This window comes from Kitasatospora sp. RG8 (assembly GCF_017813315.1).
Lineage (GTDB): Bacteria > Actinomycetota > Actinomycetes > Streptomycetales > Streptomycetaceae > Kitasatospora.
On the sequence record NZ_JAGIYX010000013.1, the window covers coordinates 104,858 to 120,512 of the forward strand.

General features: G+C 75.0%; 4 protein-coding genes. 1 reads left to right on the forward strand and 3 read right to left on the reverse strand.

Annotation, left to right across the window (positions count from 1 at the left end):
• Positions 1 to 29 precede the first annotated feature (29 nt).
• Together J5Y04_RS20550 and J5Y04_RS20555 are read right to left on the reverse strand one after the other, a co-directional pair.
• Positions 30 to 4,916 (reverse strand): type I polyketide synthase, encoded by a 4,887-nt coding sequence (locus tag J5Y04_RS20550; protein ID WP_209413541.1) that lies wholly within the window; start codon positions 4,914 to 4,916, stop codon positions 30 to 32.
• A gap of 143 nt (positions 4,917 to 5,059) precedes the next feature.
• The gene (locus J5Y04_RS20555; RefSeq protein ID WP_209413542.1) at positions 5,060 to 10,624 is read right to left on the reverse strand and encodes a type I polyketide synthase; all 5,565 of its coding nucleotides are present in this window, start codon (positions 10,622 to 10,624) and stop codon (positions 5,060 to 5,062) included.
• A 351-nt stretch (positions 10,625 to 10,975) separates the two neighbouring features.
• On the opposite strand from J5Y04_RS20555, the gene J5Y04_RS20560 reads away from it, so the two are divergent.
• Positions 10,976 to 11,749, forward strand: a complete 774-nt coding sequence (locus J5Y04_RS20560; RefSeq protein WP_209413543.1) for a thioesterase II family protein — start codon at positions 10,976 to 10,978, stop codon at positions 11,747 to 11,749.
• A gap of 101 nt (positions 11,750 to 11,850) precedes the next feature.
• Here the strand turns inward: J5Y04_RS20560 and J5Y04_RS20565 are convergent, their stop codons facing one another.
• Complete coding sequence (locus tag J5Y04_RS20565; protein WP_209413544.1) at positions 11,851 to 14,703, reverse strand: LuxR family transcriptional regulator; 2,853 nt, start codon at positions 14,701 to 14,703, stop codon at positions 11,851 to 11,853.
• Between the last annotated feature and the right edge of the window lie 952 nt (positions 14,704 to 15,655).

Genomic DNA, 15,655 nt, shown 5'->3' on the forward strand with positions numbered 1-15,655 from the left:
TTCTGTTGAGAAAGAGTCCAGGAACCTGGTCACGCGATCCCGAGTTCTTTGTCGATGAAGTCGAAGAGTTCGTCGGCCGAGGCGTCCTCCAGCTGGTCCGCGACCGTGCCGGCCCCTCGGGTGCCCTGGGCCTCGTTCACCCGGGCCACCAGGGCCTGGAGGCGGGAGAGGACCTGCGTCCGCTCGATCTCCTCCGGGGCGAGGGAGGCCACCACGGCCTCCAGCCGGTCGAGTTCCGCCGCGACGCCGGCTCCGCCGCCGCTGCCCGCCGGTGCCAGCTCGCCGTGCAGGTGCTCGGCCAGGGTGGTGGGGTTGGCGTAGTCGAAGAGCAGCGTCGCCGGGAGTTTCAGCCCGGTGGCCGCGTTCATCCGGTTGCGGAACTCGACGGCGGTCAGCGAGTCGAATCCCATGTCCTTGAAGGCGCGGCCCGGTTGGACGGCGTCGGGGCCGTCGTGGCCGAGCACCGTGGCCACCTGGCCGCGGACCAGCCCGAGGATGGTGCTGCGCTGCTCGCCGCCGGTGAGCGCGGCCAGCTCGCGGGCCAGCGCGGAGGCGTCGGCCGGGCCGCCCGCCGCCGGGCCGCCCGCCGGACCGGCCGTCGCGGCCTTGACCTCGGGCAGCGCGCCGATCAGCGGGCTGGGCCGGCCGGCGGTGAAGGCGGGTGCCAGTTCCGCCCAGTCGGCGTCGACCACGCCGATGACGGCCTCGCCGCGCTCCAGCACCTCGTGCAGGGCGTTCACGGCGAGCTCCGGGTCCAGCTCGGTCAGGCCGCGCCACCAGGCGCGCTCCTGGATCTCCTCCTGGGTGGCCATGCCGCCGCCGCCCCACGGGCCCCAGGCGACGGAGGCCGCCGGCAGGCCCTGCGCCCTGCGGTGCTCCGCCAGCGCGTCGAGGTAGGCGTTGGCCGCGGCGTACGAGGCCTGGCCGGCGCCGCCGAGCAGGCCGGCGATCGAGGAGAACGACACGAAGGCGGTCAGGTCGAGGTCCCGCGTGAGGTCGTGCAGGTTGCGGGCGGCCTCGATCTTGGGCCGCAGCACCCCGGCGATCCGCTCCGGGGTGAGCGAACCGACCGTCCCGTCGTCGAGCACGCCGGCCGCGTGCATGACGGCGGTCAGCGGGGCGTCGGCGGGCAGCTCCTTCAGCAGCACGGCGAGGGAGTCGCGGTCGGCGGCGTCGCAGGCGGCCACCGTGACGCGGGCACCCAGGCGGGTGAGCTCCTGGGCGAGCTCGCCGGCGCCGGGGGCCTCGATGCCGCGCCGGCTGGTGAGCAGCAGGTGCTCGGCACCGGCCCGGGCCAGCCAGCGGGCGACGTGCGCGCCGACGGCGCCGGTGCCGCCGGTCACGAGCACCGTGCCGGTGGGCCGCCAGGCGACGCGCGGCGGGCTGGTGTCGGCGGTGGCCCGCTCCAGGCGGCGGACGAAGGTGCCGGAGGCCCGTACCGCGAGCTGGTCCTCGCCCGCCGGGTCGGCGAGGACGTCGGCGAGGCGGGCCAGCAGCGCGGCGTCGGGGGCCCCGGTGGCGGGGAGGTCGACCAGACCGCCCCAGAGGCCGGGGTTCTCCAGGGCGACGACCCGGCCGAGGCCCCAGACCAGGGCCTGCCCGGGGTTCGGCAGCTGCTCGGAGCGGCCCGCCGCGACGGCGCCGCGCGTCACGCTCCACACCGGCGCGGCCGTGTCCAGGTCGGCGAGGGCCTGGACGAGCGCCACGGTGGTGGTGAGGCCGCGCGGGGCGGCGGGGGCGCCGGCGTCCGGCTCCGCGTCCTGGCCGAGCAGCGACACCACGCCGTTCAGCGGCGCCGCACCGGCGAGTACCCCGGTGAGCTGCGCGGTCAGCGCCTCCCGGTCGGCGCCGGCCCCGGCGACGCGCAGCGTCAGGAGCCGGGCGCCACGCGCCTCAAGGGTCCGCGCGACGGCGCCGGCCCACTCCTCGTCCACGCCCTCGGCGGGCAGGACGAGCAGCCAGCCGCCGGTGAGCGCGCCACCGGTGCCGCCGGTGTGGGGCCGCCAGCCGATCCGGTAGCGCCAGCCCTCGACGGTGGCGTGCTCGACGCTGCGGGTGCGCCAGTCGGCGAGCAACGGCAGCAGCGTCTCCAGGGAGGAGCGGCTGTCGCCGTCCGCGTCGAGGACGGTGGCGAGGTGGTCGAGGTCCCGGTGCTCGACGGCGGACCAGAAGGCGCCGTCGCCCGCCCCCGGGCCCGGGCGGGCGCCGTCGGCGCCGTCCTCGGGCTCGGCCCAGTACCGCCGGCGCTGGAACGGGTAGGTGGGCAGGCCGACCCGGCGCCGCCCGGTGCCGGCGAGCGGCGCAGCCCAGTCCACGTCGACGCCGCGCAGGTGCAGGGCGGTGAGCGCCGCGGTCAGGGCGCGCGGCTCGGGGGTCCCGGCGCGCAGCAGCGGGACGGTGAGGACGTCCTCGTCGAGGGTCTCGCCCGCCATCGCGGTGAGGGTGGCGCCGGGGCCGATCTCCAGGCAGGTGGAGACGCCCAGGGCGGCCAGTGCGCGCAGCCCGTCGTGGAAGCGGACGGTGCCGCGGACGTGGCGCAGCCAGTAGTCGGGGGTGCGCAGGTCCTCGCCCTCGGCGAGCGCGCCGGTCACGTTGGAGACGACGGGCACGGCGGGCTCACGGAAGGTCAGCCCGGCCAGCACCCCGGCGAAGTCGGCCAGCATGCCGTCCATCCGCGGGGAGTGGAAGGCGTGGCTGACCCGCAACCGGCGGGTGCGGGCGCCGCGGTCGGCCAGCAGGCCGGCGACCTCGGCGACGGCGTCCTCGTCGCCGGAGAGGACGACGGCGGACGGCCCGTTGACCGCCGCGATGCCGAGCCGCTCCGCGCGGCCCTCCAGCAGCGGCAGCACGTCCTGCTCGGCGGCCTGGACGGCGGTCATCGCACCGCCCTCGGGCAGGGCCTCCATCAGCCGGCCGCGGGCGGCGACCAGGGCCGCCGCGTCGGCCGTCGAGAGCACCCCGGCGACGTGGGCCGCGGCGATCTCGCCCACCGAGTGGCCGATGAGCACGTCGGGGCGGACCCCGAAGGACTCGACCAGCCGGTAGAGGGCGACCTCGGTCGCGAAGAGCGCCGCCTGGGTGAAGACCGTGCGGTCGAGCAGCGCGGCCTCGGGCGAGCCCTCGGGGGCGAACACCACCTCGCGCAGGGGTCTGGGCAGCCGGGCGTCCAGCTCGGCGCAGACCGCGTCGAAGGCCTCCGCGAAGACGGGGAAGGCCTCGTACGCCTCGCGGCCCATGCCGGGGCGCTGGGCCCCCTGGCCGGTGAAGAGGAAGGCCGTCCGGCCGCCGCCGCGCACCGCGCCACCCGCGTCCTCGCCGGTGGCGATCCGCTCCAGCGCGGCGAGGAGTTCGCCGCGGTCCGCACCTGCCGCCACGGCCCGGTTCTCGAACAGCGAGCGGGTGGTGGCCAGGGAGTACGCGACGTCGGCGGCGTCCAGGCCGGCGCGGTCGAGCAGGTCGGCGTGCAGCCGCGCGGCCTGGGCCCGCAGCGCGTCCTCGCCCCGGGCGGAGACCGGCCAGGCCAGGTACGGCGCGGGGGCGGGCCGCGGCTCGTCGGCGGCGTCCTCGGCGTCGGGGAGGGACTCCTCGATGATGGCGTGCGCGTTGGTCCCGCTGATCCCGAAGGAGGAGATGCCGAACCGCCGGGGCCGCTCGCCCCTCGGCCACGGCACCTCGTCGTTCAGCAGCTGCACCCGGCCGGCCGACCAGTCGACGTGCGGGGTCGGCTCCCCGGCGTGGATGGTCCGCGGCAGGGTCTCGTGCTGGAGCGCGAGGACCATCTTCATCACGCCCGCGACACCGGCCGCGGCCTGCGGGTGCCCCATGTTCGACTTGATCGAGCCGAGCCAGAGCGGCCGGTCCTCCGGCCGGTCCTGGCCGTAGGTGGCGAGCAGCGCCTGCGCCTCGATCGGGTCGCCCAGCGTCGTGCCGGTGCCGTGCGCCTCCACCGCGTCCACGTCGGCGGCGACCAGCCCGGCGTTCTTCAGCGCGGCCCGGATCACCCGCTGCTGCGCGGGCCCGTTGGGCGCCATCAGGCCGTTGCTGGCGCCGTCCTGGTTCACCGCGGAGCCGCGCACCACCGCGAGGACGGGGTGGCCGTTGCGGCGCGCGTCCGAGAGCCGCTCCAGGACGAGCATCCCCGCGCCCTCCGACCAGCCCGCGCCGTCGGCGTCGGCGGCGAAGGACCGGCAGCGGCCGTCCGGGGAGAGCGCCCGCTGCCGGCTGAACTCGATGAACAGCTGCGGGGTCGCCATCACGCAGACGCCGCCGGCGAGGGCGAGCGAGGAGTCCCCGGCGCGCAGCGACTGGCAGGCCAGGTGCAGCGCCACCAGCGAGGACGAGCAGGCGGTGTCCGTGGTGACGGCGGGCCCCTCCAGCCCGAAGGTGTAGGAGACGATGCCGGAGACGATGCTGCCCGCCGTGGTGCTGCGCGGGTAGTCGTGGTGCATCAGCCCGGCGAAGACGCCCGTCCGGCTGCCGCGCAGCGTCTGCGGGTCGATGCCGGCCCGTTCGAGCGCCTCCCAGGACACCTCCAGCAGCAGCCGCTGCTGCGGGTCGGCCTCCGGCGCCTCGCGCGGGCTGAGCCCGAAGAAGCCGGCGTCGAACTCGGCGGCGTCGTGCAGGAAGCCGCCGCGGCGGACGTACGTCCGACCCGGCTTACCCGGCTCCGGGTCGTACACCGCCTCGGTGTTCCAGCCGCGGTCGGTGGGGAAGTCGGACACCACGTCGGCGCCGTCGGACACCAGCTGCCAGAGGTCCTCGGGGGTGGTCACCCCGCCGGGGTAGCGGCCGCTCATGCCGATGATCGCTATGGGTTCGTGCCGGGCGTCCTCCGCCTCCCGCAGCCGGCGACGGGTCTCCTGGAGGTCTGCCGTCGCCCGCCTGAGGTACTCGCGGAGCTTGTCGTCGTGCGCCATCGCTGTCTCAGCCTTCTGGGAGGGGTCGGGAGGGGCGAACGGGAGGGGCCGGGGCCCGGGCCGGGTCCCGGCGTGCGGGCGGCGGACCGGGTCCCCGGCCGCCGGGTGGCGGCCGGGGACGCCCGGAGGGGAGGTGGAGCCGGTCAGCCGATGCCGAGCTCGTTGTCGAGGAAGTCGAACAGCTCGTCGTCGGTGGCCTCGTCGAACCGCTGGGCCGTCCCGTCCCCGTCGGGCTGCTGCTCCGTCCAGCGGCGCAGCAGGCCCTTGAGCCGGGCGGTGACGGCGGCATGGTCCTCGTCCGGACCGGCCTGCGCCAGCGCGACCTCCAGCAGTTCGAGCTGCGCGTCCAGCGACTTGGGGGCGGCGTCGGCCGGGGCCAGCGCGGCGCCCAGGTGCTGGACCAGGGTGGCCGGCGTGGGGAAGTCGAACACCAGGGTGGTCGGCAGCCGCAGGCCGGTGGCCTTGTTCAGCAGGTTGCGCAGCTCGACCGCGGCCAGCGAGTCGAAGCCCATGTCCTTGAACGCCCGGTCCGGGTCCACCGAGTCGGCGGACGCGTGGCCCAGCACCCCGGCGACGTGCTCGCGCACCAGCGCCGAGATCTGGCGGGCCCGGTCGGCCTCGGAGAGCTCGGCCAGCCGTGCGGCGAAGCCCCGGTCGGGGGCGGCCACCGCGGCGGCGGCCCGCCGGTTGCGGCGGCGCGTCGGGGCCCGGCCCATGCCGCGCAGGGCGGTGGGCAGGTCGTCGGTCCGGTTGGCGAGGGTCGCGAAGTCCAGCCGGATCGGGACCAGGACCGGGTCGCCGGAGGCGATCGCCGCGTCGAACAGGCGCAGCGCGTCCTCGGTCTCCAGGGGCGGCATGCCCAGCCGGTTCATCCGCTGGAGGTCGGCGTCGCCCATCTGGCCGGCCATGCCGTCCGTGGACGCCCACAGCCCCCAGGCCAGCGACACGGCGGGCAGTCCGGCCGCCCGCCGGTGCTCGGCGAGCGCGTCCAGGAAGACGTTCGCCGTCGCGTAGTTGGCCTGCCCGCCGCCGACCAGCAGCCCGGCCGAGGAGGAGAACAGGACGAACGCGCTCAGTCCGAGGTCCCGGGTCAGCTCGTGCAGGTGCCACGCGGCGTCGGCCTTCGGCCGCAGCACCCCGTCGAACCGCTCGGGGGTCTGGGTGCCGATCGTCCCGTTGTCCGCGATGCCCGCGGTGTGGACGACCCCGCTGAGCGGCGGCCGGCCGGCCGGGGCCGCGGCGAGCACCGCCGCCAGGGCGTCCCGGTCCGAGACGTCGCAGGCCTCGATGGCGACGGTCTCGGCGCCCGCCTCGGTCAGGGCCGCCCGCAGCTCCTCCGCGCCGGGGGCGGCGGCGCCGCGCCGGCTGAGCAGCAGCAGGTGCCGCACCCCGTGCCGCACCACGAGGTGACGGGCCACCAGGGCGCCGAGCCCGCCGGTGCCGCCGGTGACCAGCACCGTGCCGTCGGGCCCGAAGATGCCGGTCCCGGCGTCCTCGGCCGGCACCGGGGTGCGTCCGAGCCGCGGCAGCAGGACCGCCCCGGCCCGCACGGCCGCCTCGGGCTCGCCCGACTCGACGGCGGACCGCAGCGCGGCCAGCGTGCCGCGCCGGCCGTCCCAGTCGATGAGCGTCAGCCGGTCCGGGCTCTCCGCCTGGACGGACCGGACCAGGCCCCAGACCGGCCCGGTCACCACGTCCACCGCGGTGTCGCCCGCGCTCACCGCGCCCGAGGTCACCACGACCAGGCGGGAGGAGGCGAAGCGCTCCTCGGCCAGCCAGGCCTGCACCTCGGCCAGGACCCGCCCGGCCACGGCCCGCAGCTCGGCCGGCACGTCCCCGGCCTCGGCGGCCGGGTCGGGCAGGCAGGGCAGCAGCACCACGTCCGGGACGGGCGCGCCGTCCTCGACGGCGGCGGCCAGCGCGGCCACCGACGGGTAGCCGGTGGCGGCCCGCCCGGCCACCGGCGCCCAGGCGTCGCCGACCTGGCCGGCGACCGCCCAGTTCTGCACGGCGCCGGTGGCGGGGGTGCCGAACACGGCCGACTGCCAGCCCAGCCGGAAGAGGTTCTCCACGTTCTCGGCCTGGGCGACGCGCAGCTGCTCGTCCGAGATCGGCGGCGCGAGCAGGTGGTGCACCGCGGCGATCGGGGCACCCGTCGCGTCGGCGATGTCGACCTGGGCGGTGTCCGGGCCGTTGGAGTCGCAGCGCACCCGGATCGTGGTGACCCCGGGGGCGAACAGCCGGATGCCGTGCCAGGAGAACGGCAGCCGGGGCACGCTCGGACCGCCCGGCTCGATGAACAGCGAGGCGTGGAACGAGGCGTCCAGCAGCGCCGGGTGGAGCCCGAACACCTCGCCGTCCGCACGGGACTGGCGCGGCAGGGTGATCTCGGCGAAGACCTCGCGGCCGTTGCGCATCCAGGCGCGCCGCAGGCCCTGGAAGACCGGTCCGTAGCCGTAGCCCCGGCCGACCAGGCCCTCGTAGGCGCCCTCGACGGGCACCTCCTCGGCGCCCTCCGGCGGCCAGGCCGTCAGGTCGTAGAGCTCACCCTCCTCGACCTCGTCCCCGACGATGCCCTCGGCGTGCCGGGTCCACGCGGAGTCGGGCCCGGCGTCCTCGGACTGCGAGTACACCGACAGCGTGTGCTTGCCGGCCTCGTCCGACCCGCCGATGACCACCCGGACCCGCATCCCACCGCGCTCCGGGATCACCAGCGGCGCGCCGATCGTCAGCTCCTCGACCACCCCGCGACCGACCTCCTGGGCACCCCGCAGGGCCATCTCCACGAAGGCCGAGCCGGGCAGCAGGACGGTGCCGAACACCGCGTGGTCGGCCAGCCAGGGGTGGCTGTCCAGTCCGAGCCGGCCGGTGAGCACCACGCCGTCGGAGTCCGGGAGTTCGACCACGGCGCTGAGCAGCGGGTGCGTGGTCGCCGCCAGACCGTGGGCCGCCGCGTCCCCGGCGGTCGCGGGGCCGGCGTCGAGCCAGAAGCGCTCGTGCTGGAACGCGTAGGTCGGCAGGTCGACGCGGCGGGCGCCGGTGCCGGTGAACAGCGCCGTCCAGTCGACGTCCGCGCCGGCCTCGAACACGCCCGCCAGGGCGGCCAGCAGGGCCGGGACCTCGTCACGGCCCTTGCGCAGGGCGGGCACGAGCAGGGCGTCGTCGGGCTCGGCCAGGGAGCCCAGCGCCATGCCGGTGAGGATTCCGTCCGGGCCGAGCTCCAGGAAGCGGGTCACGCCCGCCTCTTCGAGGGCGCGGACGCCGTCGGCGAAGCGCACGGCCTGGCGGACGTGACGCACCCAGTACTCGGGGTCGCGCAGCTCCTCGCCGGCCGCGATCCGGCCGGTCACGTTGGAGACGACCGCCAGCTTGGGCTCGGCGAACTCCAGACCGGTGACGACCGCCCGGAACTCCTCCAGCATCGGCTCCATCAGCGGCGAGTGGAACGCGTGCGAGACGGTCAGCTGCACGGAGGCGATGCCGCGCTCCGTGAGCTGCGCGACCACCTCGCCGACCGCCTTCTCTGCGCCCGAAACCACCACGGAGGAAGGCCCGTTGACGGCCGCGATGCCCGCCTGGGCCTCGTGGCCCTTCAGCAGCGGCAGCACATCGGCCTCGGAGGCGCGGACGGCGACCATCACGCCGCCGGCCGGCAGCGCCTGCATCAGCCGGCCGCGCGCGGCGACCAACTTGCAGGCGTCGGCCAGCGACAGCACCCCGGCCACGTGGGCGGCCGCGATCTCGCCGACCGAGTGGCCGGCCAGGAAGTCCGCCCGCACCCCCAGCGACTCGACCAGGCGGTACAGCGCCACCTCGACGGCGAACAGCGTTGACTGCGTGTACACCGTGTCGTCCAGCGAACCGCCCTCGCCCGCGATCACCCCGCGCAGCGAAACACCCAACTCGGCGTCCAGCAGCCCGCACACCTCGTCCAGCGCGGACGCGAACACCGGGAACACCGACGCCAACTCGGCGCCCATCCCCACCCGCTGGCTGCCCTGCCCGGTGAACAGGAACGCCGTCCTGCCCTCGGAGCGCCCGGTGCCGACCTCGGCGCCGTCACGCGCGGCGAGCTTCTCCAGCCCCACCATCAGCTCGGTCCGGTTGCCGCCGAGGACGACGGCCCGCCGGTCGAGGACGGCACGCGAGGAGGCCAGCGAGAAGCCGAGGTCGAGCGGCGACTCGTCGGTGCCGGCCGCGAACTCCCGCAGCCGTCCGGCCTGTTCCCGCAGCGCGGCCTCCGTCCGGCCCGACACCACCCACGGCACCGGCACACCCGACGGCCAGCCCGTACCCGGCTCCTCGACGACCTCCTCCGCCGCCGGGGCCTCCTCCAGGATCACGTGGGCGTTGGTGCCGGAGATGCCGAACGAGGAGACGCCGGCCCGGCGAAGCCCGCCGTCCGCCTTCTCCCACGGCCGGGCCTCGGCCAGCAGCTCGACGTCGCCCGCCGTCCAGTCCACGTGCGAGGACGGCGCGTCCACGTGCAGGGTCTTCGGCAGCACGCCGTGGCGCATCGCCTGGACCATCTTGATGATTCCGGCGACGCCGGCCGCGGCCTGGGTGTGACCGAGGTTCGACTTCACCGAGCCCAGCCAGAGCGGGCTGCCCTCGGGACGGTCCTGGCCGTAGGTGGCGAGCAGCGCCTGCGCCTCGATCGGGTCGCCCAGCGTGGTGCCCGTGCCGTGCGCCTCGACGGCGTCCACGTCCGCGGTGGACAGGCCCGCGTTGGCCAGCGCCGCCCGGATCACCCGCTGCTGCGACGGACCGTTCGGCGCCGTCAGGCCGTTGCTCGCACCGTCCTGGTTCACCGCCGAGCCCCGCACCACCGCGAGGACCTCGTGCCCGAGCCGGCGCGCGTCCGACAGCCGCTCGACGAGCAGCATGCCGACGCCCTCGCCCCAGCCGGTGCCGTCCGCGGCCTCCGCGAACGCCTTGATCCGGCCGTCCGGGGCCAGCCCGCGCTGCTGGCTGAACTCCACGAAGGTCTCGGGCGTGGGCATCACGGTGACGCCGCCCGCGAGGGCCATCGTGCACTCGCCCTTGCGCAGTGCCTGGATCGCCCAGTGCAGCGCGACCAGCGAGGAGGAGCACGCGGTGTCGACGGAGACCGCCGGACCCTCCAGGCCCAGGCTGTAGGCGACCCGGCCGGAGACGACACTGCCGGTGTTGCCGTTGCCGATGTAGCCCTGGAGCTCGTCGGGGATGGTGCTGAGGCGCGAGGCGTAGTCGTGGTACATCACGCCGGCGAAGACACCGGTCTGGCTGCCCTTGAGCGAGGACGGGTCGATGCCGGCCCGCTCGATCGCCTCCCAGGAGACCTCCAGCAGCAGTCGCTGCTGCGGGTCGGTGGCCAGTGCCTCGCGCGGGCCCATGCTGAAGAACTCGGCGTCGAAGTCGGCCGCGTCGTGCAGGAAGCCGCCGGTCTTCGCGTAGGTGTGGCCGGGCTTGCCGGGCTCGGGGTCGTAGATGCCCTGGGTGTCCCACCCGCGGTCGGACGGGAAGCCGGTGACGCCGTCCGCGCCCGCGTCGACCAGCCGCCAGAGGTCGTCGGGCGAACGGACGTCCCCCGGGAAGCGACAGCTCATCCCGACGATCGCAATCGGCTCATTCTCCCGGCGCTCGTTCTCGCGCAGGCGCCGTCGAGCTTCACGAAGATCGGCTGTCGCTCGCTTGAGGTAGTCGAGAAGCTTCTCCTCGTTGTCCACCCAACGTCTCCTCACTGGTCCGGCCAGGAATTCGCGTGCTGGAAATGTCGATTCGGCTTGCGGCGCCGGAATCGGGACATGACGAATAACACCCAGCGGCGCATATATTCGTACGCTACGCAGGCGGCCCCTGGCCCGCCCACCCCTAACCCGCCCCTACCCGCCCCTATGGCGGGGGACTTCCGGGGCCGCGCGAACCGGGCCGACCACTGTGGATTCCCAAGTCCCTTGCCGCGCACGGGTGACGCCAATAGCCTGCAACGGAAGACGGTCACCGGGACCGCCGGCCGCAGCGTAATTCACAGCTCGGCTTCTCGGGAACACCCGACCCCAGGAAAGGACGCAGGAATCATGGGAGAGGCAGCGGGAGTGGCCAGTCCGTGGATTCGCAGGTTCCACCCGTCGGCCGACGCCCCCGTTCGGCTGGCCTGTTTTCCGCACGCAGGCGGTTCGGCCTCGTTCTATTTCCCGCTGTCACAGGCACTGGCGCCGGCCGTCGACGTGATCACCCTGCAGTACCCGGGCCGCCAGGACCGGCGCCACGAACCCGGCATCGGCGACCTGCACGACCTGGCCGACGTCCTGGTGGACGAACTCCGCCCGTGGACGGACCTGCCGCTGGTCCTCTTCGGGCACAGCATGGGCGCCTCGCTGGCCTTCGAGGTCGGCCGCCGGCTGGAGCGGGAGGGGATCACCCCCGTCGCCCTGGTCGCCTCCGGCCGCCGCGCGCCGTCCCGGCACCGCGACGAGTACGTGCACCAGCGTGACGACGAGGGCCTGGTGCGGGAGTTGAAGGAGCTCAGCGGCACGGAACCGGGGGTGCTCGGGGACGAGGAACTGCTCCGGATGATCCTCCCGGCGATCCGCAGCGACTACCGGGCCGCGGAGACCTACAAGTACCGCCCGGGCTCCGACCTGAGCTGCCCGGTCCACGCCCTGGTCGGGAACAAGGACCCGAAGGTCACCGTGGACGAGAGCCGTTCCTGGGCCGACCACACCACCGGGCCGTTCGAGCTGACCGTCTTCGACGGCGGCCACTTCTTCCTCGCCCCGCACGCCGCCGAGGTCAACCGCATCCTCGCCGATCGTGCCCGCGCCCACGTGCGCAGCACGGCCGGCGCCTGACGGCGGCCCGCCCTCCCGGCCGCTTCCCCCGCGCCGGGACGGGCACCTCTCTCCGTGCCGGGGCCGCCACCGTCAGGCGGCCACCGGCACGGCCCTCCCCCTCACGCCTCCCGCTCCGCCAGACCGTTCGGCCCCAGGGCGCCGTCCCGGCCGTCGAGCAGCTCGTCCGGCTCCCGCCGCAGCTGGAGGCCCTCCAGGAGTTCGTCCCGCCGGCTCACCTGGAGCTTGCGGTAGATCCTGGTGAGGTGCTGCTCCACCGTGCTCACGGTGATGTAGAGCTTGCGGGCGATCTCCCGGTTGCTGTGGCCGACGGCGGCCAGCGTGGCGACCCGGCGCTCGGCGTCGCTCAGCGCGGTGGACCCCGCGTCCTTGACGCCCTCCGGCTCCTCCTTCTCCGCCGCGAAGTTCTCGCCCGGCAGGTCCCCGAGGAGCTGCGGCGGCACGGCGTCGACGTGGCAGAGCTTGGCCTCCTGGACGGCGCGCCGCCCGGTGGCCCGGGCCCGGCCGAAGTCGCCGAGGCGGTGGTAGGCCGAGCTCAGGTCGGCGAGCGCCCGGACCAGTTCGAGCCGGTTGCCGGAGCTCTGGAGCAGCTCGACCGCCTTCTTCAGGAGCCTCGGCCGCTGGCTGATGTCCTCGGCGGCGGCCTTGACCCGCAGCGAGGTGCCGCGGATCGCCGCCCCCTGGGCGTCGGGCAGTTCGAGCTGGCGCTCGATCAGTTCACGGGCCACCTCGGGGCGGGCCAGCCGCAGGTAGGCCTCGGCGAGGTCGCTGCGCCAGGGCAGCAGCGACGGCACGTCGGCCTTCCACTGCTGCATCTTCTCCCCGCAGGTCTGGAAGTCGCTGAGCGCGGCGAGCGCCCGGTCGACCGCGAGGTGGTGGTGGCCGCGGGCCCTGAGGTAGAGCATTCCGAAGGCGGTGTCGAACATGGCGTCGGGGACGAGCTGGTTGAGCAGCTCCGCCGCCTTCTCGTGACGGTTCAGCGCCGTGTTGACCATGACCAGCGTGGAGACCGGCAGCCCGATGAGGACTCCCCAGCCCTTGGGCTGGAGCCGGCCGAACGCCGCCTCGGCCTTCGCCTCGGCGATCGCCAGGTCCCCCTGCCGGAAGGCGATCTCGGCCCGGACGCTGCCGAGCACGGCCTGCCAGGTGTTGGCCCGGCGGCGCACCGCCTCGTCGATCAGCCCGTCGCACCAGACGGTGGCGAGGTCGGGGCGCCCGGCGAACTGCAGCGCGAGCAGCGCGAAGGCGATGATCTCCAGGGTGCTGTCGCTGAGCAGGCAGCTCTGCAGGATGTACTCGGCGCTGACGACGGCCGCGTCGGACGACTCCTGCTGGAGCACGTCGGTGAGGGTCGAGGTGGCGCGCGACCAGGGGTTGCCGAAGGAGCCGCCGACCTCGGGGCCGCCGGTGACCTCGGTCCGCTCCTCCATCGGGCTGCCCTGCGAGGGGCCGCACATCGCCATGAAGATGAGGCTGAGCTCGGCGGCGAGCTGGGCGTCGTCCAGGTCGCCGACGGCGCTGAGGGTCTGGAACACCTCGCCCGCGCCCTCGATGTCGCCCTGCCAGAGCAGGTACCGGATCACGTTGACGGCGTCGCGCCCGGTGAGGAAGCCGGCCCGCACCGCGCTGCGGAGCGTGTCGAGGTGCGGGAGGATCGTCGCCGGGTTGATCCGCCAGGCGGCCCGGGCGAGCATCGCCGTGATGGCGAGCCGCTCGTCGTCGTTGACGCAGGCCTCCAGGGCGAGTTCGAGGCAGGCCGTGGCGTGTTCGGCGTCGTTGCCGGCGAGGGCCTGGGCGGCGGCGTCCCGCAGGACCTCCATGGCCCAGCGGCCGGAGGCGCGGTCGGCGGCGAGCAGATGCCGGGCGATCTCCGCCGTGGTGGAGCCCAGCTTGTGGAGCAGTTCGGCGCAGAGCGCGTGGAGCTGGGAGCGGTCCTCCGCCTCCAGGCTGCCGAGCACGGCCGCGGCCACCGGGGCGGGGAAACCCGAAGGGCCGAGCAGTCCCGCGCTGCCGAGGATGTCCAGCATCTCGGCGGCGCGCTCCGGCATCACCCCGAGCAGCCGGGCGATCAGCGCCGGCGACGCGTGGACGCCCAGCACCGCCTGTCCCTGGGCCACTTCGAGGAGCGCGGGCTCCCAGCGGTGCAGGATGGCGCGGACGGCCTGGTCGAAGCCGTAGCCGGGCGGGCCGTCCCGGAAGCCGTCGTCCTCCAGCTCGTCCTGGCGCTCGCGGCACTCCTCGACCAGCGCACCGGCCAGCATCGGGTTGCCGCCGCTCAGCCCGTAGACCCAGCCGGCGACCCGGTCCGCGGTCTCCCGGCCCAGCCAGTGGGCGGCGAGTTCACGGACGCCGTCCCGGGAGAGCGGGTCGAGGCGGATGCGGTGGTGCGACTGCCTGGTCGTCTCGGCGTGGAAGAACGGACGGGTGGGCCTGGGCCGCGACCACTCGTTCAGCACCAGCAGGACGCGGGCGGAGTGGATGCGGCGCCGGAGGTAGAGCACGACCTGGAGGGAGGCCGCGTCGACGAAGTGGACGTCGTCGATGCCGATGACCACCGGACGGTCGGCGGCCAGCTCCAGGATCAGCGCGCACAACTCGCGCGTCCCCGGGACCGGGCGGCGGTTCAGGTCGTCCGCCTGGTCGTCGGCACCGGTGGGCCTGCCCGCCAGCTGGAGCAGGTCGGCCGCCCGGTCGGCCACCTCGTCGGGCAGCGACGGGTCCTGGAGGAGCTGGCTCATCGCGCCCATCGGGAGGGCCTGTTCCGCCTTGGCACCGGTCGCCCGCAGAACCAGGGCGCCGCGGTCGGCGGCCCGGTCCGCGAATTCGTTCAGCAGCTCGGTCTTCCCGCTGCCGAGCGCCCCGCTGACCAACGCCACCGTCCCGTTCCCCTCGGCGCATTCGGCGAGAAGGGTGTCCAGGGTGTCCAGGGCTTTTAAGCGATCGGCCAGAAACATTGCTTTCCCCCTAAGCGAATCAAGCATTCCCCGCAGGTTTACGGCCAGGAGCACGGCATGGCGCAACGCACCCGCCAAGCCCACCCGGTCACCGCCCCACCGGGCCGCTCCCGGCAGGCGTCACCTGAAACCCACTCCCCCGCCACGCTCAGTGATTGTTTCTACACCGATCAGCGGGGGGATGCCGTGACCCGCATCACAAACCGGCCTAGACCATAACGCGTCCCTGACGAGGGATCGGCTCGGCCCGCCGGCGGGCCGCCGGCCCCCATTGGCCGCCATCCCCCCACGGGCCCGGTGCTGGGCCGGCCGGTACCGCGGCGCTCCGCCGACGCCTTGGTCCGGGTCACTGTCGCGTCCGGCACGCCGGACGTCGCTCTGCTCTTCTGTTCTTCCGACACTTCCGACGCCACCGGTGCGAGTGCGCCGGTGGTCCCGTTCCCCCCGCCCGCCACCACCCGGGCCACCCGGAACCGGGCGGCGGGAGGAATGACGGTTCCGACGCCCGCGCGCCGGAACCGGGGACGGGCATCCGGGGCTGGACAGTCACCGGAAACCGGCAACTGCGCTGCGTCGCCATCAGATTGCCTCCCGCCGCGACGCCCTGGCAAGTCGTGCCGGACCGGAAGCGCCGAGGGTTCCGGCCCGACGTCCGGCAGTATGTCCGGATTGGCCACCGGATGCCCCGAGCCGCGAACGCCCCGGGCTCCGCACCCGCAACGGGAACGCACCGACGGGCCCCAGGGGGCCCTAGGGGTGCCGGCGCGGGCCCGCGCCGCCGCACCGCCCGCCCGGCGCCACCCGTTCCGGCCCGCCGCCACCGGCGGACGGGCATGCCGGTGGGTCGGATTCCGGACTACTCACCGTCAGCGATTCGGCCATTGCCGACTCCGCTTCCGCAACACCGGGCCGGCCGGGAACACCGCCGCCCGCGGGCCCGTTTCCCCCGTCG